Below are 23,134 nucleotides of genomic sequence, written 5' to 3'. Positions count from 1 at the left end.
CTCCTCAGGCGAAACGCAGCACCGGTTCCCCCAGTGCCTCGAAGTCCGGCTCGATGCCAAGTCCCGGCCCGGTCGGTGCGGTCATGGCCCCGTTCACCCGTTGCGGTGCGCCATGGGCAATGCGCTTCGTGCCGTAGGAGTTGAAGTCCGTCGCCGAGAAACAGAACTCCTCCGGCGTCGACTGGGCGAGATGGGCAATCGCCGCCGTCACGATATCCCCGCCCCAGGTGTCCTCGATGGTCATGGCGATGCCATGGGCGATGCACAGGTCCCGCATCTGCCGCGCCTTGGTCAGCCCGCCGACCTTGGAGATCTTCAGGTTGATGACATCCATCGCGTCATCGCCAATGGCACGGACCAGCATGTTCACGTCGGTGACATTCTCGTCCAGCACGAACGGCCGTGCCGTCCGCCGGCGGATGGAGAGGCATTCCTCGTAGGTGAGGCAGGGCTGTTCGATGTAGACATCGAGATCGGCAACGCTCGCCGCCACCCGCGTTGCCTCATGCCGGTTCCAGCCAGTGTTGGCATCGGCAACGAGGATATCGGTCGGCTCCAGGATCGCCCGTGCGGCCCGGATGCGGGCAATGTCGTCGTTGGCATCGCCGCCGACCTTGAGCTGGAACTTGGTGTAGCCCTCGGCGCGATAGCCGGCGATGTTTTGCGCCATTTTGTCGGCAGACTGCTGCGAAATGGCGCGATAAAGCTGCACTTTCTCCTGCGCCACACCACCCAGCAACTTGACCAGCGGCATGCCCGCGACCTTGCCCAGAATGTCCCAGCAGGCAATGTCGAGCGGCGCCTTCACGTAAGGATGACCATTGAGACTGGCGTCCATCGCGCGGTTGAAGGTGGCCAGATCCGTCGGGTCGAGCCCGATCAGCTTCGGCGCCAGCTCCTCCAGTCCCGCCCGGACACCCTTCGCATAGGAGGGCAGATAGGCCGACCCGAGCGGGCAGCATTCGGCATAGCCGGTGATGCCGGCATCGGTGTCGATGGCCACAACGGTGGCGTCAAAGACCTCGACATAGTTGCCGTTGGACCAGGAATACCGGCCTTCCTTCAGCGGCAGATCCACCTGATAGGCACGAATGGCTGTAATGCGCATGGGTCAGTCCCTCCAGATCTTGAGACCTCAAACCACAACGAATCCATGGGCATAGGGGTCGCGGTCGTCGATCATGATGGTGTTGTAGCCCGTCACCCGGGCCCAGCCGGCGATGGTCGGGATGATGCCGTCATGGTTCCCGACCTTGACCGCCTCCTTCACACCGCCCTCGAACATCGAGCCGATGATGCTCTCATGCACGAAGCTGTCGCCAACCTTCAGTTCACCCTTGCCGAACAGATGCGCCATCCGGGCGGAAGTGCCTGTTCCACAAGGGGAACGGTCGATCGCCTTGTCACCGTAGAACACCGCATTGCGGGCATGGGCCTCCGGCTGCGTCGGCTTGCCGGTCCACTGGATGTGTGACAAGCCCTTGATGTCCGGCTTTTCCGGATGCACGAACTGATACTTGGCATTGAGCGCTGCCCGGAGCTTCGGACTGAAGCCGATCAGCTCGCCGGCCGTGAAATCTGCCATGTCCCTGAAGACGGCCTGCGGCTCGACGATCGCGTAGAAATTGCCGCCATAGGCCACATCCACCGTCACCTCGCCCAGCCCCTCCACCTCGGCGGTGAGGCCGGTGGCATGCAGGTAGGACGGCACGTTGGTCAGGCGCACCTTCTCGACGAAACGGCCCACCTGCTCGTACTCGGCAATCACCAGTCCCGCCGGCGTGTCCAGCCGCACGACACCCGGTGTTTTTGGCCGGATCAAGCCATTCTCGATGGCAATCGTGATGGTGCCGATGGTGCCATGGCCGCACATCGGCAGACAGCCGGACGTCTCGATGAAGAGAATGCCGACATCACAATCCTCCCGCGTCGGCGGGTAGAGGATCGAGCCCGACATCATGTCATGACCGCGCGGCTCGAACATCAGTCCGGTGCGGATCCAGTCGAATTCGGCGAGGAAATGCGCCCGCCGTTCCAGCATGGTCTTGCCGGAGAGCAGCGGTCCGCCGCCGGCCACCACACGCACCGGGTTGCCGCAGGTATGTCCGTCGATACAGGTAAAGGTGCTCACTGCCATGGCAGTCTCCAGAGGATCAGAACCGGTCAGGCCGGAACGGGCTGAGGTCGATGGGCGGCTGGCGCTCGAGCACCAGATCCGTGACAAGCCGCGCGGTGGCGGCCGATTGGGTAAGACCAAGGTGGCCGTGCCCGAAGGCGAGGATGACGTTGCGCGCTCGCGGGCTGCGGCCAATCACCGGCAGGCTGTCGGGCATCGACGGGCGTGACCCCATCCACTCGACGCCGCCTTCGGTCCTGAGGCCCGGCATGAACCGCGCCGCCTTGGCCAGCATGTGCTGCGAGCGCCTGAAGTTGACGGGTGCTGAAAACCGCGCCAGTTCCGAGGCCCCGCCGACCCGGACGCCGTTTGCAAGCGGCGTCACCACGAAGCCATGTCCGCCGAAGATCAGCTGTCGCTTCAGATCGAAAGCCCCGGCCGGCAGGGAGGTGTTGTACCCGCGCTCGGCGATCAGCGGCACGTCCGCGCCGAGGCTGGCGGCAAGGCCTTTGGACCAGGGCCCCGCCGCCAGCACCACGTGGCGGGCGGAAAGGGTCGCACCGCCCGTGAGCCGGACCTGCTGCAAGTCACCGCCGCCGGTGATCGCGATGACCTCGCCGCGATGAACCTTGACGCCGAGCGTTTCCGCTGCCCGGGCCACCGCCAGCGCGTAGTCGCGCGGATCGGTCACCGTCTTCCAGCCAGGCACGAAGGTTGCCCGGATGAACTGCGGCAACAGGCCGGGCTGCAGCTCGGCGAGCCCGCGCCGATCGAGATGCTCGAAGGCAATGCCATAGCGCTCCCGCCAGGCCCAGCCCTCCAGAGATGCCCGGAATTCGGCATCACTTTCATAGAGTTGCAGCGACCCGTCGGCGCGCACGAAGGCGCCCAGGCCGGCCGACGCAACGAGGCTGTCGCACTCCCGCGCCGCCAGCGTGTTGAGCGCGCCCTGCGCCGCCGCGCTGGCCTCCACCCGGTCCGGCAGGCTGGCGCGGAAGAAGCGCAGCAGCCAGGGCAGCAGGTAGAAGGCCTCGCGCGGCGGGATCGCCAGCGGTCCCAGCGGATCCAGGAGCCACTTGGGCGCCTTGAACAGGATGCCGGGCGAGGCAAGCGGCAGGATGTCGGAAAAGGCGAAGGCCCCGGCATTGCCGCGGCTTGCCTCGTTGGCAAGCTCGCCCCGCTCCACCAGCACAACCTTCCGCCCGGCCTCCGCCAGACGGAAGGCGGCCGAGAGGCCGATGATGCCGCCGCCCACGATCACGACATCGGTTTCGATATGCTCCGCGGTCATGATCGCGGCTCCTCCCGTTTCCGCGTTCAGGGCTGGGTGTAGGCGGTCTTCACCGTGGTGTAGAACTCGGCCGCATAGCGGCCCTGTTCCCGCGGACCGAAGCTCGATCCCTTGGTGCCGCCGAACGGCACGTGATAGTCGACGCCCGCCGTCGGCAGGTTGACCATGACCATGCCTGCCTGCGCCTTCGCCTTGAAATCGCTCGCATATTTCAAAGATGTGGTGCAGATGCCCGACGACAGGCCGAACTCGCTGTCATTGGCGACTGCAAGCGCCTCGTCATAGTCCTTGACCCGGATCACGCTGGCGACCGGACCAAACACTTCCTCGCGGTTGATGCGCATGCCGGGCGTGGTCTCGGTGATCAGCGCGGGGGCCATATAGAAGCCGGGCTTCTCGCGATTGAGCCGCTCGCCGCCAAAGGCCACCTTGCCGCCCTCGCTCCTGGCAATGTCGACATAATCGAGATCCTGGGCGAGCTGGCGTTCGTCGACCACGGGGCCGATCTGCGTTGCCGGATCAAGCGCGTCGCCGACGACCAGCTTCCTCAGCGCCTCCGTCATCCTGGCGACGAAACGGTCATGGATGCCTTCGGTGACGATGAGGCGGCTGGAGGCCGTGCAGCGCTGACCCGTGGAGAAGAAGGCTCCGTTGAGCGAGGCGGCGACCGCAATGTCGAGATCGGCGTCATCGAGAACCACCATCGGGTTCTTGCCGCCCATTTCGAGCTGCACCTTCTTGAGGTTTTCCGCGCAGGCGCGTGCAATGCCCCGACCGGTCGGAACGGAGCCGGTAAAGGACACTGCCTTGACCTTCGGATGCGAGGTCAGAACCGGACCTATGTCCGAGCCCTTGCCGCCGACGAGGTTGAAGGCACCCACTGGCAGACCAGACCGGGAGATGATCTCGGCCAACGCATGCGCGGAGCCCGGCACGAGTTCAGCCGGCTTGAGCACCACGGTGTTGCCATAGGCAAGCGCAGGCGCAACCTTCCAGGTGGGGATGGCGATAGGGAAATTCCACGGCGTGATCAGGGCGACGACACCGACCGGCTCGCGGCGTACATCCACTGTCACGCCTGGGCGTACCGAGGCCAGCACATCGCCGCTCTGACGCAGAGCCTCGCCGGCGAAGAACTTGAAGATCTGGCCGGCCCGCATAACTTCGCCAATGCCCTCGGCGAGGATCTTGCCCTCCTCACGCGACAGCAGCCGGCCCAGCTCCTCGCGCCGCTCCAGGATCTCGGTGCCGATCCGGTCAAGGACATCAAAGCGCTGCTGCGGTGTGGACGCCGCCCACAGCGGAGCTGCCGCGTGCGCCGCCTCGATGGCCGCCTCGGCCTCAGCGCGCGAGGCACGGGCCGCTGCGCCGATCACATCGCGGGTATCCGACGGATTGATGTTGGGCGACTGGCTCGCGCCTTCGCTCCAGCTGCCAGCGATGAAATTCCTGAACTCCGTCATGGGACTGACCTGTCTATCCTGTTGGAACTGCTGATCCTGCCAGCCTATCCGTTTCGTTTGCGCCACGTCGAGACGGCAATCGGCGATGTCGCCGACAAGGCTCCCCCCACCCCCGTCCCCTCTCCCTCGTGGGGAGGGGTTGGGGGTGGGGGGCCATTGCTCCATGCCCCTCTCATACGGCCGGCAGCGCCGGGCGGCAGGCGATGGCGTCGCGGATGATCTTCTCGACCTTCGCACGGCGTTCGCCCGACAACGGCATGCGCGGCATGCGGCAGCGGTCGTTGGAGCCCAGCGCGTGGACTTCGGCCAGCTTGATGTTCTGGACGAGATAGGTCGAGACATCGAGGTCGAGCAGCGGGCGGAACCAGCGGTAGATCGCCAGCGCCTCGGCCGTGCGGCCGGCCTGCATCAGCTTGTAGATGGCAACCGTCTCCTTCGGGAAGGCCACGACGAGGCCCGCAACCCAGCCATTGCAGCCGACAGCCAATGCTTCGAAGGCGAGGTTGTCGACGCCGGTGAAGACATCGAACCGGTCGCCGAAATGGGTCAGGATCTCGGTGGCGCGACGAATGTCGTCGGAGGACTCCTTCACCGCGACGAAACGGGCATCGTTCGCCAGTTCCTCCATGATCGGCACGGTGACATCGACCCGGTAGGCCACGCGGTTGGAATAGATCATTATCGGCAGGTCGCCGGCCTCCGCCACGGCTTTCAGGGTGGCAACCGTCTCGGCCGGGTCGGTGTGATAGATTGTGCTCGGCACCACCATGAAGCCATTGGCCCCGGCCTTGGCAGCCTTGCGTGCCAGATTGGCAGAGTCGCGTGTTGCAGCTTCCGCAATGGTCATCAGCACCGGCTTGCCGCCAGCCACGCCCTGCGCGGTCTTGAGCACGGCGAGCCGCTCGTCCTGCGACAGCATCGAGCCTTCGCCCAGCGAGCCGCAAACGATGAGACCATCACAGCCCGCCTCCATCTGCAGCGCAAAGCAGCGCTCCATTTCGGCATGATCAAGCGTGTCGTCAGCGTTGAACTTGGTTGTGACGGCAGGGAAAACACCAGTCCACATGGATCTCTCGTCCTTGTCTTTCAATCAGCTACTTGGGATGGGCGCTGCAGCGATCACGCTCACAGCACGGATTTGAGGAAGTCGATGGTCTCGGGCTTCTTCGGGGCGCCGATCACCTCTTCCGGCGAGCCGATCTCGTGGATCAGCCCCTTGTGGAAGAAGGCGACGCGGTTCGACACTTCGCGGGCGAAGCGGATTTCGTGGGTGACCACGATCATGGTCATGCCCTCGGCCGAGAGCATGCGCATCGTGTCCAGCACCTCGCCGACCAGCTGCGGGTCAAGCGCCGAGGTGACCTCATCGAACAGCATGTAGTCCGGCGACATGGCGAGCGCGCGGGCGATTGCCATGCGCTGCTGCTGGCCGCCGGACAGGCGCGAGGGCATCACCTTGAGCTTGTCGCCGAGCCCAACGTGAACGAGATGCTTCTCTGCGATCTCGTTCGCCTCGCGCGCCGACAGGCCAAGCACCTTGCGCGGTGCGAGGGTCACATTCTCCAGCACGGTCAAATGCGGGAAGGCGTTCCACTGCTGGAACACGATGCCGATCTTGCGCCGCAGCTTGTTGAGGTCGGTGCCCTTGGCATGGACATCGATGCCGTCAACGCGGATATGGCCCTTCTGGATCGGCTCCAGACCGTTGATGCACTGAAGCAAGGTCGACTTGCCGGAGCCCGATCCGCCGATGATGGAGACGACCTCGCCCTTCTCCACCTGCATGGTGACGCCCTTGATGACCTCGAGCGAACCATAGGATTTGTGTACGTTTTCGATCTCGATCATTGGTCTGCCTTCAGGCTGTCGTCGGCCCAGCGGCGCTCAAGGAACGCGCCGAGACGGGAGACGGGGAAGCTGATCACGAAGTAGATCAGGCCGGCAATTGCGAGCACCAGCAGCGGCTCCTGGATGCGGGTGATGACGATCTGGGACGAGCGCAGCAGTTCCGCGATGCCGATCCACATCACCAACGCGGTGTCCTTCATCACCCCGAGGGTCAGGCCGATCCAGCCCGGCAACGAGACGCGCAGGGCTATGGGGGCGACGATGCTGGTCAGGTCCTGCCAGTAGGTCATGCCCAGCGAGCGGGCGGCACGGCGGGTGGTTGCGGGCACGGCCAGGATGCCGCCGCGCACGATCTCCGTGCAGTAGGCCGCCGTGTAGAGGCCAAGGACCACCGCGCCGACCACGAAGGGCGACCAGGACAGCCCAAGGATGCTCTTGCCGGAATTGACCAGCACCAGCTGGATCAACAGGGGCACCGAGCGCAGTACATCCAGCACCGCGCCAATGGGGACATTCACCCAGCCGGGCAGCGACTCCCGGGCCCAGCCGAAGACGACACCCAGCACCGTGCCGATGGCAACCGCCACCACGGTCAGCTGAATGGTGAGCCAGGCCCCCTTCAGGAGGAACATCAGGTCGTTGGACGAGAAAGCAGTGTCAAACATGATCCGCCTCCTCAGGTCCGGAACAGGCGCCAGCCGATGAGCCGGGCCGCAAGGATGGTGAGCTTGGCCATGGCGTAGTAGAGCACGGCGGCCAGGGCGAAGAATTCGAAGGTGCGGAACGTGCGGGCATTGAGTTCCTGCGTCACGCCGGTCAGGTCGGAGGTCATGCCGACAATCACGCCGAGCGAGGACATCAGGATCGACCAGACCATCTGGTTCGTCATCGGGTAGAAGACGATCCGGAACATCTGCGGCAGCACCACATGCACCGACGTCTGCAGGGCACTGAGGCCGAGCGAGCGCGCCGCGCGGGTCTGGCTCGGCGGGATTGCCTGCAGGCCACCACGGAAGGTCTCGGCCAGATAGCCCGCGTTGTTGAAGGCAATGCCCGCCAGCAGCGCGCTGAAGGGATCCAGCCTGAGGCCGAACGAGCCGAGACCGAAATAGAAAAAGTAGATCTGGAACAGCGCCGGCGTGTTGCGGGCGATCTCGACCCAGCCTGTCGCCACCGCCCGGGCCGTCCGGTTGTCCGACAAGCGACCGTAGGCGAGGAAGACGGCGATGACGATGCCGATCAGCATGGCAAGGCTTGCGACCTGCAGCGTCACCAGCGCCCCGTCCAGCATCTCGGGCAGCCGCCGCAGCGCCTGGTTCCAGTGGAAGGTATAATTCATTGCATCCCCCTGAGGGTCCGGCTGTCGCCGGACCGATCGGCCCCGTCAGTCAGGCCATGGCCGGACCTCCGGGTGCGGGCGATGCGGCCTGCCGGTGGGAGGCAGGCCGCAGGGATCAGATGTCTCGCCTCAGCGATAGACGCCCGGGACAGTCAGATCCGGCACCGGACCACCAACCCACTTGCCCCACAGCTCGGCATAACGGCCGGAGCGGACCTGGCGATTGACGAAGAGGTTGAGGTAGTTGATGAGGCCGAAGTCTTCACGCAGCGTGATCAGCGAGGTGAAGTCCGTCTCGTAGGGCGCTTCGTCGACGATCTTGAAGCCGGCATAATTGCCCGACTTGACTGCATCGGAGGCGACGGTGGAGGTCACCACGGTGGCCTCGATATGGCCCTGGTCGAGGGCGAGGAACACGTCAGCCTGGTTCTGGTAGGCCTGGAACGCGCCCTTGGGGTCCGCCCATTTCTTCATGTCCGCTTCCAGCGCCAGCGCCTCGAAGGTGGACGAGGTCGAGCCAACACGACGGTTCTTCAGGTCTTCATAGGCGTTGATGCCCGAGCCTTCCTTTGTCAGCACCACCATGTTGTAGGCGACGTAGGGGATCGAAAAGCCGATGGTCTTGGCGCGCTCCAGAGTGTCAGAGGTCGAAGCGACACCGATGTCAGCACGACCGGAGATCAGCGCCGGAATGCGGTCCGGGAACGGGGTCTCGACGATTTCGGCCTCGACACCCAGCGCCTTGGCGAGATCGCGGCAGTAGTCGACGTCGAAGCCAACCGGCTCGTTGTTGGCATCGCGCATGCCGATCGGCGGGAAGTCCAGGGTGACGGCGCAGCGCAGTTTACCGGACGCGATGATGTCGTCCAGCCGGTCGGCCTGCGCCGGCACGGCGAGCATGGCAAGCGCGGCCCCGGCCGCAAACAGCTTCAAAATCTTCATCTCAACTCCTCCCAGAGTTCTCGTTCCGCCGGCCTCCCTGCCGGAGTGACGCGACTATGCATATATTGGATCCAATTTACAATATGAAATTATCAGATGGCACAAACGCCCGCGAATATGCTAGGTGAACGGTGAGGGAGATTGATGCCGTGAAGCTGCAACCCGTTGATATCTCGAAGACCGCTTCGGTCGCCGACATCGTGTTTGAGGCCTTGCGCAAGGCCATCATCGAGGGCGACCTGAAGGATGGCGAACCCTTGCGCCAGGACGAGATCGCACGACTGTTCAACACCAGCCGCATTCCCGTCCGCGAGGCGATCACCATGCTGGAGCAGCAGGGGCTAGTGACGACACAGCGCTACAAGGGCGCGGTCGTGGCCTCGATCGCTCCGGATGAAGTGGCCGAGATCTTCGATTTCCGGGCACTGGTGGAAGGCACGGTCATCAAGGCCGCTGTCGAGCGCATGAGCGAGGAATCGCGGCGCAAGGCGCGCCAGTGCCACGAGGCCTTCTCGTCCTCAACGGACCCAATGGCCTGGGGCGATCTCAACCGCCAGTTCCATTACACGCTGTATCAGGACAGCGGGCTGCCCTATCACCTCGGCATCGTCAACAACGCGCTCGACCGGATCGATCGCTACCTGCGCGCCCAGCTGATGCTGTCGAACGGCCGCGCCCGGGCCCATGACGAACATCTGGCGATCCTGGAGGCCTGCGAGGCCGGCAAGGCCGAGTTGGCGGCGGACCTGACCCGCCGGCATATCCTTGGCGCGAAGACCTCGTTGCTGGATCATCTGAAGCGGAAATAGGAAGGGAAATGTGCAGACGCAAAGAAGGCGTCCGCAACTCCTGGCACTGGCCTTGCACTTCGGTGTTGCCCGGCAGCGCAAGGCAGATTAATCGGAACAGCATGATCAGGATTCGCCGCCCGCAATTGCAGTTCGTCGTGATGGTGCTCGCCGCACTGTCATTCGTGCTGCTTGGCGCTGCGCACCGGATGCCGTCCGGCATGGCTCAGGCGTCCGCGTATCAGGACGTCGATCTTTCGGCCTACGTTTTGCCGGATGGAACGCTGCCCGATCTCTGCAATCCCTCGGCAATGGACGAAGACGGCAAGAGCAGCCCCGGCTGCCCGGCCTGCATGCTGGCCAAGACGCTCGGCCTTGCAACTCCGCCTGCCCTGCCGAACCTGACCGCCGGCTTTGCCATCCTCGATGCTCCGGTCCGCTCGGACCCAAACAGTGATGGCCATTCTCCGCGTGCGCCTCCGGCCCGCGGCCCTCCGCAGCTCCGTATCGCCTGACATCGCACCGCGCCTGATGCCGGAGCGATGACGCCTGTCCTCTGGTGACAGCGCAGATACGGTTGCGGACCGCTGATGATCCGTTTCCAAAAAGCCCCTGCAAGGACCGGGATCGCTGATCCCGCCGGGAGCCCTGCGCGCACCTCAGGCCAGTCAGCCCTTTCCGCGGCCGTTTCAAGCCGCGCGGAATGGGCGCCCGGATGCCGGGCTGACTCCGGAGCGCCGTCTTGCCTCAGCCCTTGTCCGGCACCGCCAACGCGCGGTGCACCAGATCAGGAATCCGATCCATGAAGAAGTTCATTGCCGCAGCAGCACTGCTCGCCGTCTCCGCCACCGGCGCCCTTGCCCATGCAACCTTCGAGAACAAGGAAGTCGCCCAGGGCACCACGGCGAAAATGGTGCTGCGCGTTCCGCACGGCTGCGAAGGCGAAGCAACCAATGTCGTCCGCATCCAGATCCCGGAAGGCATTATCGCCGTCAAGCCGATGCCGAAGGCCGGCTGGAAGCTCGAGACCGTCAAGGGCGCCTATGCCAACACCTATGAAAACCACGGCGCCAAGGTCACCGAAGGCGTGAAGGAAATCATCTGGTCCGGCGGCGAACTGCTCGACGAGCACTACGACGAATTCGTCTTCCGCGGCATGTTCACCGACAAGTTGGCAGCCGACAAGGTGCTCTACATTCCGGCAGTCCAGGAATGCGCCACCAAGGCCGAGCGCTGGATCGAGATCCCGGCTGAAGGCCAGGACGCCCACAAGCTCGACATGCCGGCACCGGGCGTGAAGGTCATCAAGGGCAAGCCGGCTCACTAAGCCTGCCGGACTGACCATCTGATCCGACTGCAACAGATGAGGTTCCCCGGCACTGCCCGGGGAGCCTCAACAGCCCTTACGATGCCAACCCCGGACCATCCAATGCTTGCCCGCCTGCTCGTCCTGCTTGCCGCGCTCTTCTTGCCTGTGTCAGCCCTGGCGCATGCGCAATTGCAGACCGCGAGCCCACAGGAGGCAAGCCTTGTCGCCGAGATGCCGGCCGAGCTGATGCTTGTGTTCAATGAGCCGGTGTCACCGCTTGGCACTCTCTGGATCACGCCGGACGGACAACAGACCGATGTCACAGCGATCAGCGCCGACACGCGCCTGACAATCCCGGTGCCCTCGACGGCAAGAACGCTTGTGGGCACACATCTCGTCAGCTGGCGTGTCGTATCCGCGGATGGACATCCCGTCGCTGGCACCTTGCGTTTTTCCTTTGGCAGTGAAAGCCCGGCAGCCCAAACCGCCGCGACTGGCCCCAATGCCAGCTCTGCCGCAGTTGTCGCTGCCCGCGCTGTCCTCAGTCTCACCCTGGCCTTCGGCACCGCCGGTCTGTTTGGCGCGGCCTTGCTGCGGCAGGACAAGGGCAGCATGGCCGTGGTCTGCGCCTGGCTGACGCTGCCCACGGCAATCAGCCTTGTTGCCGCCTACGGACTGGACCTGACGGGACGTCCCGTCAGCTCTCTGGTTGATCCCGCCCTTTGGCAAACCGCGCTCTCGACGCCGCTGGCACTGACCGCGTTCTTTGCAGCAGCCTCGGCCATGCTGGCAATCGCAAGCGGCTCGTCCTTGCCGGGAACCACAGTGGCCCTGGCTCTCGCGGGATTAAGCTTTGCCCTGTCGGGGCACGCCGCAGGCGCTGACCCGCGCGCGCTCATGTCTCCCGCCATGGCTCTGCATGCAACAATTGCCCTGTTCTGGGCCGGAACCTTGCCCGTGCTGCTGTGCCGTGCGCTGAACGGGACATTGTCAGCCGCCGAACTCACTCGATACTCGCGCCTCGCACTCCCGCTGGTCATCGTACTTCTGGCGACCGGCGTGGTTCTGGCGGCAGTCCAGCTCGGCACAGCGGAGCGGATCTTTGGCTCAAGTTACGGGACCCTATTGATGGTGAAGCTTGCCCTGGTGGCAGGCCTTCTCGTGCTCGCGCTCATCAATCGCATCCGTCTGACGCCCCGTCTCGCCGCAGCATCGCCCGCGCTGCAACTGGCGGCGAGGCGTCATCTCCGCCTGACCCTTGGCGCAGAGATCTTGCTGATCGTTGCCATTCTCGTTCTGGTCGCCGGGTTCCGCCTGACGCCGCCGCCGCGTGCCCTCGCCGCCCCGGCTCCGGCCATAGCGAACCTGCATCTGCATGGAGCCACCGCAATGGCGGATGTTCGCCTCGCCCGGCAGGGCGATGGCTTGCTCGCCCTGTCTGTCGTGCTGATGGATGCCGACGGCGCGCCCTTGCTCCCGAAGGACCTGACCGGGTCCCTCTCCAATCCGGAAGCCGGAATTGCCGGGCTGAAACTGTCGCTCGCCCGACAGGCCGAGGGAACCTATGTGTCGCAGCCGGTTGCACTGCCGTTGGCTGAGGGCTGGGTATTGCGGCTCGACGTTCTCATCAACGATTTCAAGGTGCAGAAACTCGTGGAACCACTGCCCGCGCTGCCCTGATCACTCACCTCATGACGGCGGGTCCTTCAGGCGGAGGGAGGGCCATCCGGCTCGGCCAGGGACTTCTTGCGGGCATTGCGTCCAATCGTATAGGACGCGGCACCGAGGACCAGAACGGCACCGATCACCGTGGTCAGGCTCGGCACCTCGGCGTAGATCCACCAGCCAAGGCCGGCCATGATGATCAGCCGCAGGTAATGTAGCGGTGCGATGGCCGCTGTATCGCCAAGACGCAGGGCAGAGGTAAAGAGCCAGTTGCCGGCGGCAAAGATCAGCGCCATGCCGATCAGAAGCACCGCGTCTTCCTGCGTTGGCGTCACCCAGACAAAGGCTGCCACCGGTCCGACCAGCGTGATTACGACCACGGCCTGCCAGAACAGCACCGTCGTGGTGCGGTCAAAGGCTGAGCCGAGACGGACTGCGATCATCCCTGCCCCACCGGTTGCCGCGCCCAGCAGCGCCACGAGAGCATAGGGCTCAAAGCCGCCGCCGAACGGCTTGGTCATGACGACCACGCCGACAAATCCGATGGCCGTTGCCGTCCAGCGGCGCCACCCGACATGCTCCTTGAGCACGATAGCTGCCAGTGCCGTGGCTATCAGCACCTCGCTCATCTGGATTGCCGTCGCATCCGCAAAGGAAATGTGGAGGATCGAGGTCAGGCCACAGGCCATCGCGATCACAGCCAGAATGCCTCGGGTGACATGCAGCCGAAACCCGCGCGGTCTCAGGATGAAGGCCCGGTCCCGCCAGAACCAGGGCGTCATCAGCAACATGGCGACCGCCTGCCGGATCAGGATCACCTGGATCACGTGGATCGTGTCACCGACCTCACGCATGAACACGGCCATAATTGAAAAGACGAAGAACGACAGGATCATCAGACCGGAGGCGGCCAGGTTCGGGCTCATTCCCGCAAACCAGCGGCGATCACCGTTCTCGGACGGATTCGGAACAACGGTCATGGTGTCGCCTCTCGGGGGCTTTGGCAGATGATGCGGGCGTCAAGGAATGTCACGGCACCGTCACGGGACTGACGAGCGTCTGTCGCAGGTCGGGGATAGAAACCAGCCAGCCAAGACATCCGGATGACTATCATGCCCCATGTGACATTTACCCTGACAGAGCCGACGAATTCCGCAAGTCACTTGCTGTTTGGCATCCCGTTCGACACACCGGAACAGACGGTGCAGGCCATCCGGGTCAATCGGGGCACAAATCTTGGACTTATCCGCGCCCGAAACAGCGGCCAGATGGCGCTGCTGATATCGCCGGATGACGGGGCAGCTGAAGTTGAACTGCAGTTTTCCGAGGACGCTTCGGCATTTCCGCAGTGGCTGTTCGCGCCGACGGGCGGGGCTCATGAAACACCGTCACCGGACCTCGCAGCCCTCATGCGCTCCCTGTTGCCCGCCGATGCAAATCCGGCTGATCGCGTTTCGGCCATCGTCCGGCATGTCGACGACCGTTTCGAATATGGTGTCCGCGACATCGGCCTGGCGGATGACACCGACGCAATGCCCGCACTTGCCTGCGACACGCATCTGGGCACCTGCGTCGACACGCACAGCTATGCTGTTGCCGCGATGCGCGCTGCGGACATTGAGGCTGCGTATGTCAGCGGCATCTTCTTCCCCGAAGGCGCGGATGTCTCCGCGCCGGGGCACTGCTGGTTCGTGGTCAATGCTGCCAGTGCACCGCACCACTGGGACATCTCCCATCATCTCAAGTATGGCCTCGGGCCGAGCACGCCGGCCTACAACCCGAAGCCCGGCACCCGCTTTGCGCTGACCGCCGGCCGCGATCTCATTTTCCCGCTGGCCAGCCATGATGTCTCGATCACCATCCTGAAGGGCTTCGTCGATGCGAGCGGCCCTGACGGCCGCTCTTTGCCAACGGGCGCCCGGCTCAGTTGAGCGCAGCCGGGAGCCACAAGGCGATCTGCGGGAACGACACAACGAGCAGCAGTGCCACGACCTGGATCACGACGAAGGGGATGATGCCCCGGTAGATCATGCCGATGGTCACGCCCTTCGGCGCGATCCCGCGCAGGTAGAACAGGGCATAGCCGAAGGGCGGCGTCAGGAACGAGGTCTGCAGGTTGACCGCCAGCGCAATGGCGAACCAGATCAGCGTCTGTTCCTTCGGCAGGCCGAAGTCGAGCCCGGCCACCACAGGCGCCACGATCGGCACCACGACCAGCGTGATTTCCACCCAGTCGAGGAAGAACCCGAGCAGGAACACCAGCGCCATGATCACGAACAGCACCACATAGGGGCTGGTGCCGAGGCTGGAGAACATGTCGAGGATCAGCGTGTCGCCGCCAAGCTTGCGGAACACCACGCTGAACACTGTCGCTCCCATCATCACGAAGATGATCATGGCTGTGGTCTTCGTCGTATCGAGAAGCGCCGACCGCAGCACCGCGAAATTGAGCCCGCCCGAGGAGATCGCCAGGATCGTCGCGCCGACCGCACCAATGGCCGCCGATTCCGTCGGCGTCGCAATACCGGCCACGATGGTGCCCAGCACCGCCAGGATCAGCAGCGCCGGGGCAAGCAGATCCTTGGTCAGCGTGCCGAAGGCCTGCCAGAACGGTTGCGCCTCACCGGTCTCGGCCGCCGGCATGCGGTGCGGCTGGAAGATCGCAACACCCACAAGATAGAGAACATAGAGCAGGCCGAGCAGCAGGCCGGGACCGACCGCGCCCATGAACAGTTCACCCACCGAGACACGCAGCTGGTCCCCCAGGACGATCAACATGATGCTGGGCGGGATCAGGATGCCGAGCGTGCCGCTGGCCGCGATGAGACCGCAGGAAATCTTCGGGTCGTAGCGGTTGGCTAGCATGGTCGGCAGCGCCATCATGCCCATCAGCACCACCGACGCCCCGATGATGCCGGTGGAGGCCGCCATGACGATGCCGATGATCGCCACCGCGAAGGCATAGCCGCCGGGAACGCCGCGGAACACGCCGGCGAGTGATTTCAGCAGCCGCTCGGCGACGCCGGAGCGCTCCAGCATCAGCCCCATGAAGACGAAAAGCGGGATCGCGATCAACAGCCAGTTGGTCAGGATGCCGGAGTAGATGCGCGAGACCGAGGTCGACAGGAACAGCATCGGCACATCGGCAGCAACCGCAAACAGGATGCCGATGCCGGCCAGCACGAAGGCGACTGGATAGCCCACGAAGATGCCGGCGACGAGACCGGCCAGCATGAGCAGTGGCCAGAGAATTTCCGGGCTCATGCCTTGTCTCCCACATGCGGTTGGCCAGCCAGAAGTCGTTTCACTGTCGCAAGGATCCTGGCAACGCCCGCAAGTCCCAGCAGCAGGAACGACAGGGGAATGCAGGCCTTGACCACCCAGTAGTCGCGCAGCCCGCCATAGGTGGATGCTTCGCCCGAATTGAAGGACGTCAGCGCGAACTTGCTGCCGTACCAGACGACAATGCCGCAGAAGGGCAAGAGGAACAGGACGTCACCGGCGAGGTCAATGATTGCCCGTGTGCGAGGCGAGAACCGGGCCGACAGAAAGTCGACATTCACATGTACCCGGTCGGCAAAGGCCAGAACGCCGCCAAACAGCGCGATCAGGGCAAAAGCGGACCATTGCAGGTCGAGCAGCGTGTTGGACGTGATGCCCGTGCCAAGCAGCGGAACGGAAACCTGCCAGTCAATCAGGCGGTTCAATCCGAACTGCGCCGCGATGACGCCGAGACAGACGAACAGAATGAGCGGCAGCATCAGCCAGCCGATGACCCGTCCCGGCCAGCAGGCAAGATCGGTCACGGCCTGGAGAAGGCGAGACATGGCTTTGGTCCCCTGAAACGAAAAGGGCAGCGGAAGGGCGAGTGACAGTCACCGCCCCGGGAGGGCGTGACGGGCGGCGCAGACGCACCGCCCGCCTGTCTCATCCAGCCTTAGCGCGGCAGCGCCTGCAAGTCATTCCATTCGCCGACCCGAGCCACATAGGCGTTGAGCGAGTCGAGCGCTTCCTTGAAGATCGGATCCTTGGCCGCTTCTTCGTTCAGCACTTCGGTCGATGCCTTCTTCAGGTCAACGAGCACCTGGTCAGGGAACCGCTTCACGGTGACACCGGCCTCACGGATCTTGGCAATGGCATCGGCCTGGGCATGGATCTGATTGCCGAGATTGTAGGCGATGTTCGCCTTGCAGGCCTCGATCATGATCTTCTGCTGCTCCGGCTTGAAGCCTTTCCAGACATCCTTGTTGATGATGATGGAGTCCCAGCTCGACGGCTGGTGCCAGCCCGGGAAGTAGTAGGTCTTGGCGACCTTCTGGAAGCCGAGGCCAAGGTCGAGCTGCGGCGCGGAGAATTCGGTCGCGTCGATGCGGCCGGTTTCCAGCGACACGTAGATCTCGCCGACAGGCACCAGCTGGGTGTTTGCGCCGAGCTTGGCCAGCGTCTTGCCGCCGAGGCCAGCGATGCGCATGTTGAGGCCCTTGAAGTCCTCAACCGAGCTGATTTCCTTGTTGAACCAGCCGCCGGCCTCGCCCACCACCAGATGGCAGGGGATGATCTGGACGCCATGCGGGTCATAGGCCTTCTGGATGATCTCCAGACCGCCGCCCTCGAACATCCAGCCGAGCGAGACGTCCGGGCTCGGCCCAAACGGCATCGAGCCGACAAGGTTTGCGACCGGAATGGTGCTGGCCCAGTAGCCGATCCAGTCGAAGCCCATCGGGATCGCGCCGGAGCTGACCGCGCCGAACACCTCGAAGGGCGGCACGAAGTCGCCGGCACCATGCACCTTGATATCGATCTCGCCATTGGTCATCAGCTTGACGCGCTCAGCCCACAGCTGCGGGCTTGGCCCGATCGACGGCACGTTGAGGCCGAAAACGCTCTGGAGATCGAAACTCGCTGCCTGCGCCACTCCGGTGGTCAGGGCAACGCCAGCCATAAGGGCTGCTGCAAAAACTGACTTCATTTTTCTCTCCTCCCATTCGAGCGCCGCTGCTGCAGCGCCCTTCCTCCGTCCCGGGCCGTCAGTAACGACCGCCCAATCGTTAGATATTTTCTAATAGATTTGTCATAGATGAATCATTCCGGTCTTTCAATGGCCCTTTCTCAGCTTGTCGACCCTGCGTTTTTTCAGAAGGTCGAGCGACACAACCAGGCCTATACTTGCCAGAGCAATGCCACTCCACTGTGTGACGGATGGCCAGGTGCCGGTCAGCGGAATCGCCACCAGAACAGCGAGCGGCGGCACCATGGCCGGGAAAATGGCCGACAGCCCAGCCCCGAGCAGCGCCACGGAACGCGAATAGGCAAGCAGCGCGAGACACCCGCCAAGGACACCCTGAAACAAGGCCTGCCACCCCCAGGCCGCGACAGGTGGAACATCGCCGGACAACAGCAGCCAGAATGGCAGCAGCACCAGCGCCGCCGATACCAGTGTGACCGCACCCATCGCACGCACCGGATCCAGCTGCCAGCGCGCCGACAGGTAGGTGAACACACCCCACAGCGTGCCTGATCCGACAAAGCAAAGGTCTCCAAGCCAGACCTCGACCCCGGGCGTCTTGGAGACAGGCTGTTCGAGCGCCATGGCGATCAAACCTCCCGACACCAGCAGCAGCCCGGCCATCCGCGCCACGGGCATCGGCCTGCGATCCAGCAGCACGGAGAGCGCGTTGGCGGTCAGCATTGTCATGCCAGGACTGATCACCACCGCATGCGCAAGCGGGGCAATGCCGTAGCCGGTGTTGATCAAGAGCGTGAAGGGAGGGCCAATGCAGATGGTCAGCAGGACCAGTCGACCCAATGGTAGACCGCCTGTCAGCCAGCCGCCACTCACCCGCCCCGGATCGTTCGTCTCCTCAGGCTTCCGGCTGAAGGCCATCAGCGGCAAGAACAGAAGCGCAGCGACCCAGAAGCGGATGGTCATCAAGTCGAGGCTGGAGAACCCCCAGCTGCGGCCAAGATCGGTACCCGTGTTGTAGAAGGCCCAGAAGACACAAGCGAGAAGTCCGAAGCCGGCTCCGGCTCCGACGCCCGCCCCGCGCGCGTCCAGACCTGCCGCCACTGTCACGAGTTGGCCCCCGACATGTGCCGCGCGGCGATGTAGCCGAAGGTGATCGCCGGTCCAAGCGTGATACCGCCGCCCGGATAATTGCCACCCATGATGCTGGCCGCGTCGTTGCCGGCGGCATAGAGCCCGGCGATTGGCCGCCGCTCTTCGTCCAGCACCCGTGCGTTCTCGTCCGTCCTCAAACCGGCAAACGTGCCAAGGTCGCCGATCACCAGCTTGACCGCATAGAACGGCCCCTTGGTGACCGGCGCAACGCAAGGGTTGGGTCCATGTTCCGGATCGCCGAGCGATCTGTTGTAGGCGGTCGATCCCTTGTTGAAGGCCGGATCGCAACCATGCACAGCATGCTTGTTGAACTCCCGCACGGTTTCCTCCAGCTGCGCCGGATTGGCGCCGATCTGCGTCGCCAGCTCACTGAGGGTCTTGCCGCAGAAGAGATAGCCGGACTTGATGTGCTGCCTGAAGGGCACCGGCGAGGGCTTCGCGTAACCGAGGCCGTACTTGCGGAAGGTACGATGGTCCGCGATGAAATAGGCGCAGATCTCGCCGCCTTCCTCCCGGCAGCGGTCATACATCGCCTGGCAGAAGTCGTGGTAGCTGTCGGCCTCGTTGACGAAGCGCCGTCCCGAACGGGTCACGGCGATAATGCCGGGCTTCGATCGGTCGACGAAATGCGGGAACACGCCCAGCGTGCCATCGGGTTTCGGCGGGCGCGACACCGGCACCCAGGCCGCCGGATGCGGCAGGCTGTCGTCGATGCTGGCCCCGACCGCCTCTCCCAGCCGCAGGCCATCCCCGGTGTTGCCCGGAGGGGCCGGCGAGACATGCTCGTTTCCGGTCGGCGCATGGCGGAACAGCGCCTTGCGCCGGGTCACGTCCTGCGGGAACCCGCCACAGGCGAGCACCACGCCGCGGCTTGCCTGCACGGTCACCTCGCCGGTCTCGGTCTCGACCACAGCCCCCGTCACACGGCCGCTGTCATCATGCGTGAGTCGCTTGACGGCCGCGCGCGTCCAGATCGGCACGCCCTTGTCGAAGCAGGACTTCGCCAGCCGCGCGACCAGCGCATTGCCATTCATCAGCCGCATGGCCCGGCCATGGAACAGCTTGTCGCGCAGGAACTTCGCAAACAGCTTGCTGACGAATAAGGCCGAAACCGGCGACCGCGTCACGTTGAAGAAGTGCAGCAGTTCCTTGCCCGAACCGATCATCATGCCGAGAAAGGTAATCTCCGCCAGCGGCGGGCGCAGGCGACGGATCTCAGGACCCAGTTCGCGTCCGTCGAAGGGCCGCGCCACAATCGACCGCCCGCCCGGCATGCCGCCAGGCGCATCGGGGTGATAGTCCGCAAAGGTCGGCCCCAGATCGAACTTCAGCTCGGTGTTCTGCTCGAAAAACTCGACCGCCTTGGGCCCGTAGTCCAGAAAGGCGTCGATGCGCGCGGCGTCGAAATGCTTGCCGGTCTCATGCTGCAGATAGGTCCGCGCCCTTGCCGCGCTGTCCTCGACCCCAGCACGCCGGGCGGGTCCATTGCCCGGGATCCACATCCATCCGCCGGAGCGGGCCGAAGTCCCGCCGAAGACCGGCTCCTTTTCGACCACGAGAACCTTCAGGTTGCGATGGGCGGCAGCTACTGCGGCCGACAGGCCGCCGGCGCCCGAGCCCACCACGAGCACATCACAGACATAGGTGGTGTCTTGCATCTTGTCGTTTTCCTGTCCGGGCATTCTTGAAAGTTCAGGCGCAGAGATAGCCGCCGTCGACGGGCAGGACGGCACCGGTGACGTAGCTGGCGAGATCCGAGGCAAGGAACAGCACCGGACCGGCAAGTTCCTCGGGCTGCCCCACTCGTCCCATCGGCGTATGCGCCATGAAACGGTCAATGGCGGCCGGATTGGCACGTGTCGCTTCGGTCATCGGCGTCGCGATCACACCCGGGGCGATGGCATTGACGCGTACGCCATGGGGCGCAAGATCATGCGCCATCGCCTTGGTGAACTGGGCAACTGCACCCTTGCTGGCCGCATAGGCACCGAGCCCTGGTCCGGCCGAAAAGGCCATGATCGATGCCAGGTTGATGATGGATCCACGCGATTGCGTCAGGTCGGACAAAAACGCCCGCACCATGTTGCGTGCCCCGTCGACATTGACGCGGAAGACCTGATCCCAGGCCTCCTCAAATCCGTCCTCGAACACGCTCTGCCGACGGATGACGCCAGCGTTGTTGACCAAAACCGAGACCGGCCCGGACCAGCGGCGGACATCGGCTGCAAAGCGCGCGCAGGCGGCGGCATCGGCCACGTCAACACCCGCTGCGTAGACCTGAGCGCCGAGGGAAGAGAGGTCGGAAGCCACACCAGCCACCGCAACTTCGTTGATGTCGCAAAGCGCAAGGATGGCACCCGCGGCAGCCAGCCCTTCGGCAATTGCCTTGCCGTTGCCCTGGGCGGCCCCGGTCACGACGCAGACGCGCCCTTCAATCCCCCGCATGTTCACTCCGATAATTTTATAATTGCTAATTGTTTTGCATATAACGAATTTATCTGCAAGCCCGTCAAGGGGTTTGCTGCGCGATGAAGATGCAATAACGAAAGCCCGGCGCAGCTTCTGGCGCCAGGCAAGGATCAGGACAAAAAGGTAGAAGGAGCCGTTCAGTCCGGCAGGGAGAGCGCCTGTCCGGCAAAGCCGAGCCCACGGGATACCCGCAAGGCCGTCTCCTGCAGCAGCCGCAGGTGCGGACTGCCCGGTGATGTATCAAGCGAGCGCGCTGCGCCGATGAGCGTCAGCGCCATCTGGATCTGTCCGGCATGATCGAGCACGGGGACGGACAGCGCATTGACGCCGGGCACCGGAGTGGGATCAACCGTGGCATACCCCGCCTGACGGATCATGGACAGATCGGCAGCGGATAGGTCCATCAGCCGCCCGACGCGGCCACTGCCGGTCTTTTCGTCGCGCTCGCGCCGGATGGCAGCCTTGACCAGGCTTTCTGGCAGATAGGCTGCAAAGATGCGCCCGCTGGCCGTGCCGGTCAGCGAATAGACTGTCCCCGCCCGCGTGTTGATATGGACCTGATCCGGGCCCTCCAGAACCTGCACGACCGTGGCCCCGAACCCGCCCCAGACAACAAGGGCAACGGCCAGTTGCGTCTCCTCTGACAGGCCAACGGCGGCAGCCTGGCCGAGCCGGATCGGATCGACGCTGCGCATGCGGGTGATGCCGAAATCGAGCGCGGCCGGCCCCAGCCGGTAACGCGCGGACCCTGGCTCCTGCTCGACGAGCCCGAGCGTGCCGAGGCTGATCAGATAGGCATGGGCCTGGGCCGGCGACAATCCGGCCAGCCGCGCCAGATCACGCAGCATCAGCGCCTCGTCCTGTGCGGCGAGGATTTCAAGGAGGCCCGCGCCAACCTCGACGGAATTGACCCCGCGTCCCTTGTCCGTCACGACCGCCGCCTCCTCGTTGAAGACTGCGCCTCGTCACGCCCGCCTGCGACGGCATCGGTCAGTAGCGCCGCTTCGGCCTCAGCGCAGATCTCAAGCAATCGCCCGCGCGCAGCGCGCCCAGCTTCGTCGTCAAGGGCCAGTCGGGCGCCCGAGGCGACCAGCGTCAATACGGCGAACAGCGTTCCAGCCGCATCGCGCACAGGCGCCGCGACGGCGCTGACACCAGGCACGGGCTCATCGCTGACCGCCGCGTAGCCGCAACGGTGGACATCATTCGCGGCCTGGCCATCACCAGCGAACGCGCCGAACACACGGCCCGTAGCCGTTCCCTCAGGGGCATAGACCGTTCCCATTCGGATGTTGACGTTGAGCGTTTCCACGCCGTCATGCCGGTGGATCACGGTTGCCCCCTGCGGCCCGGCGACCGTCACGGTCACCATCAGCCCGAGTTCCGTACCAAGCCGCGTCGCCGCACCGATCACCTCCCGATAGGCCGGGATTGTCCGCAGGCGCGCCATCGCCAGGCGCACGGCAAAGGGGCCCATCAGATAGCGGCCCGTCTCTGGATTCTGCTCGACGAAACCCACACGCTTCAGGCTTGCGAGATAGGCATGCGCCTGCGCCGGCGCGAGATCGGCATCCGCCGCCAGATCCTTCAGCATCATCGGCTGCGCTCGCCGCATCAACGCACCAAGCAGCCGGCCGCCAATTTCGACCGACTGGATGCCCCGCCTCTTTTCGCTCACCCGGTCTCCCCCCGCTGTCCGCAAATACCTAAGCCGCGCTCTCGACAAAGGCAATGCGGGGACAAGAGCTTGAGATAGGCGACGCCCCGGCATTTTGCGGCGCACCAT

The 23,134-nt window shown here is 64.4% G+C and carries 23 protein-coding genes; 5 read left to right on the top strand and 18 right to left on the bottom strand.

Annotation, left to right across the window (positions count from 1 at the left end):
- Positions 1 to 4: 4 nt before the first annotated feature.
- The 9 genes from OVA12_RS02895 to OVA12_RS02855 all read right to left on the bottom strand — a co-directional run bounded on the left by OVA12_RS02895 (position 5) and on the right by OVA12_RS02855 (position 8,999).
- Entirely contained in the window at positions 5 to 1,108 is a 1,104-nt protein-coding gene (locus tag OVA12_RS02895; protein WP_268134318.1) for a cis-3-hydroxy-L-proline dehydratase, read from the bottom strand.
- 27 nt (positions 1,109 to 1,135) lie between these two features.
- On the bottom strand, positions 1,136 to 2,137 hold the full coding sequence (locus OVA12_RS02890) for a 4-hydroxyproline epimerase (protein ID WP_268134316.1): 1,002 nt from the start codon (positions 2,135 to 2,137) through the stop codon (positions 1,136 to 1,138).
- 16 nt (positions 2,138 to 2,153) lie between these two features.
- Entirely contained in the window at positions 2,154 to 3,407 is a 1,254-nt protein-coding gene (locus tag OVA12_RS02885) for an NAD(P)/FAD-dependent oxidoreductase (protein WP_268134314.1), read from the bottom strand.
- A gap of 26 nt (positions 3,408 to 3,433) precedes the next feature.
- Entirely contained in the window at positions 3,434 to 4,870 is a 1,437-nt protein-coding gene (locus OVA12_RS02880; protein ID WP_268134312.1) for an aldehyde dehydrogenase family protein, read from the bottom strand.
- 172 nt (positions 4,871 to 5,042) lie between these two features.
- Entirely contained in the window at positions 5,043 to 5,936 is an 894-nt protein-coding gene (locus OVA12_RS02875) for a dihydrodipicolinate synthase family protein (RefSeq protein WP_268134310.1), read from the bottom strand.
- A 59-nt stretch (positions 5,937 to 5,995) separates the two neighbouring features.
- Positions 5,996 to 6,718, bottom strand: coding sequence for an amino acid ABC transporter ATP-binding protein (locus OVA12_RS02870; protein ID WP_268134308.1), 723 nt, complete (start codon positions 6,716 to 6,718; stop codon positions 5,996 to 5,998).
- On the bottom strand, positions 6,715 to 7,383 hold the full coding sequence (locus OVA12_RS02865; protein ID WP_268134306.1) for an amino acid ABC transporter permease: 669 nt from the start codon (positions 7,381 to 7,383) through the stop codon (positions 6,715 to 6,717). Before OVA12_RS02865 ends, OVA12_RS02870 begins: the two co-directional genes overlap by 4 nt.
- A gap of 11 nt (positions 7,384 to 7,394) precedes the next feature.
- Positions 7,395 to 8,057 (bottom strand): amino acid ABC transporter permease, encoded by a 663-nt coding sequence (locus OVA12_RS02860; RefSeq protein ID WP_268134304.1) that lies wholly within the window; start codon positions 8,055 to 8,057, stop codon positions 7,395 to 7,397.
- A gap of 129 nt (positions 8,058 to 8,186) precedes the next feature.
- The gene (locus OVA12_RS02855; RefSeq protein ID WP_442793801.1) at positions 8,187 to 8,999 is read right to left on the bottom strand and encodes an ABC transporter substrate-binding protein; all 813 of its coding nucleotides are present in this window, start codon (positions 8,997 to 8,999) and stop codon (positions 8,187 to 8,189) included.
- Between the two features lie 149 nt (positions 9,000 to 9,148).
- Here OVA12_RS02855 and OVA12_RS02850 point away from each other — a divergent pair, with 149 nt between their 5' ends.
- The 4 genes from OVA12_RS02850 to OVA12_RS02835 all read left to right on the top strand — a co-directional run bounded on the left by OVA12_RS02850 (position 9,149) and on the right by OVA12_RS02835 (position 12,776).
- Positions 9,149 to 9,808: a GntR family transcriptional regulator gene (locus tag OVA12_RS02850; protein ID WP_268134302.1), complete on the top strand. Its 660-nt coding sequence runs from the start codon at positions 9,149 to 9,151 to the stop codon at positions 9,806 to 9,808.
- A gap of 101 nt (positions 9,809 to 9,909) precedes the next feature.
- Positions 9,910 to 10,302, top strand: a complete 393-nt coding sequence (locus tag OVA12_RS02845) for a hypothetical protein (protein WP_268134300.1) — start codon at positions 9,910 to 9,912, stop codon at positions 10,300 to 10,302.
- 287 nt (positions 10,303 to 10,589) lie between these two features.
- Positions 10,590 to 11,114, top strand: coding sequence for a YcnI family copper-binding membrane protein (locus OVA12_RS02840; RefSeq protein ID WP_268134298.1), 525 nt, complete (start codon positions 10,590 to 10,592; stop codon positions 11,112 to 11,114).
- 102 nt (positions 11,115 to 11,216) lie between these two features.
- On the top strand, positions 11,217 to 12,776 hold the full coding sequence (locus OVA12_RS02835) for a copper resistance CopC/CopD family protein (RefSeq protein ID WP_268134296.1): 1,560 nt from the start codon (positions 11,217 to 11,219) through the stop codon (positions 12,774 to 12,776).
- A 26-nt stretch (positions 12,777 to 12,802) separates the two neighbouring features.
- Here OVA12_RS02835 and OVA12_RS02830 read toward each other — a convergent pair whose 3' ends face one another.
- On the bottom strand, positions 12,803 to 13,741 hold the full coding sequence (locus OVA12_RS02830) for a DMT family transporter (protein WP_268134294.1): 939 nt from the start codon (positions 13,739 to 13,741) through the stop codon (positions 12,803 to 12,805).
- Positions 13,742 to 13,873: 132 nt separating this feature from the next.
- Between OVA12_RS02830 and OVA12_RS02825 the strand changes: the two genes are divergently transcribed.
- Positions 13,874 to 14,692, top strand: coding sequence for a transglutaminase-like domain-containing protein (locus tag OVA12_RS02825; protein WP_268134293.1), 819 nt, complete (start codon positions 13,874 to 13,876; stop codon positions 14,690 to 14,692).
- On the opposite strand, the gene OVA12_RS02820 is transcribed toward OVA12_RS02825, so the two are convergent.
- From OVA12_RS02820 to OVA12_RS02785, 8 genes are all read right to left on the bottom strand, one after another.
- Positions 14,685 to 16,025, bottom strand: coding sequence for a TRAP transporter large permease (locus tag OVA12_RS02820; protein ID WP_268134291.1), 1,341 nt, complete (start codon positions 16,023 to 16,025; stop codon positions 14,685 to 14,687). The genes OVA12_RS02825 and OVA12_RS02820 overlap by 8 nt on opposite strands.
- The gene (locus OVA12_RS02815; RefSeq protein ID WP_268134289.1) at positions 16,022 to 16,588 is read right to left on the bottom strand and encodes a TRAP transporter small permease subunit; all 567 of its coding nucleotides are present in this window, start codon (positions 16,586 to 16,588) and stop codon (positions 16,022 to 16,024) included. The genes OVA12_RS02820 and OVA12_RS02815 overlap by 4 nt, the downstream gene beginning before the upstream one ends.
- Positions 16,589 to 16,698: 110 nt before the next feature.
- On the bottom strand, positions 16,699 to 17,730 hold the full coding sequence (locus OVA12_RS02810) for a TRAP transporter substrate-binding protein (protein ID WP_268134287.1): 1,032 nt from the start codon (positions 17,728 to 17,730) through the stop codon (positions 16,699 to 16,701).
- Positions 17,731 to 17,856: 126 nt separating this feature from the next.
- Entirely contained in the window at positions 17,857 to 18,834 is a 978-nt protein-coding gene (locus OVA12_RS02805) for a DMT family transporter (RefSeq protein ID WP_268134285.1), read from the bottom strand.
- Positions 18,831 to 20,561, bottom strand: a complete 1,731-nt coding sequence (locus OVA12_RS02800; RefSeq protein WP_268134283.1) for an FAD-dependent oxidoreductase — start codon at positions 20,559 to 20,561, stop codon at positions 18,831 to 18,833. Before OVA12_RS02800 ends, OVA12_RS02805 begins: the two co-directional genes overlap by 4 nt.
- Positions 20,562 to 20,571: 10 nt before the next feature.
- Positions 20,572 to 21,324 carry an SDR family NAD(P)-dependent oxidoreductase gene (locus tag OVA12_RS02795; protein WP_268134281.1) on the bottom strand — a complete coding sequence of 251 codons (753 nt, stop codon included), beginning with the start codon at positions 21,322 to 21,324 and terminating at the stop codon, positions 20,572 to 20,574.
- 161 nt (positions 21,325 to 21,485) lie between these two features.
- Entirely contained in the window at positions 21,486 to 22,280 is a 795-nt protein-coding gene (locus tag OVA12_RS02790; protein WP_268134279.1) for an IclR family transcriptional regulator, read from the bottom strand.
- Positions 22,277 to 23,026, bottom strand: a complete 750-nt coding sequence (locus OVA12_RS02785) for a helix-turn-helix domain-containing protein (protein ID WP_268134277.1) — start codon at positions 23,024 to 23,026, stop codon at positions 22,277 to 22,279. The genes OVA12_RS02790 and OVA12_RS02785 overlap by 4 nt, the downstream gene beginning before the upstream one ends.
- Between the last annotated feature and the right edge of the window lie 108 nt (positions 23,027 to 23,134).

This window comes from Pannonibacter sp. SL95 (assembly GCF_026672425.1).
GTDB lineage: Bacteria > Pseudomonadota > Alphaproteobacteria > Rhizobiales > Stappiaceae > Pannonibacter.
The sequence above is the reverse complement of the archived record's forward strand: the minus strand, read 5'-3'. Positions and strand labels throughout refer to the sequence as shown.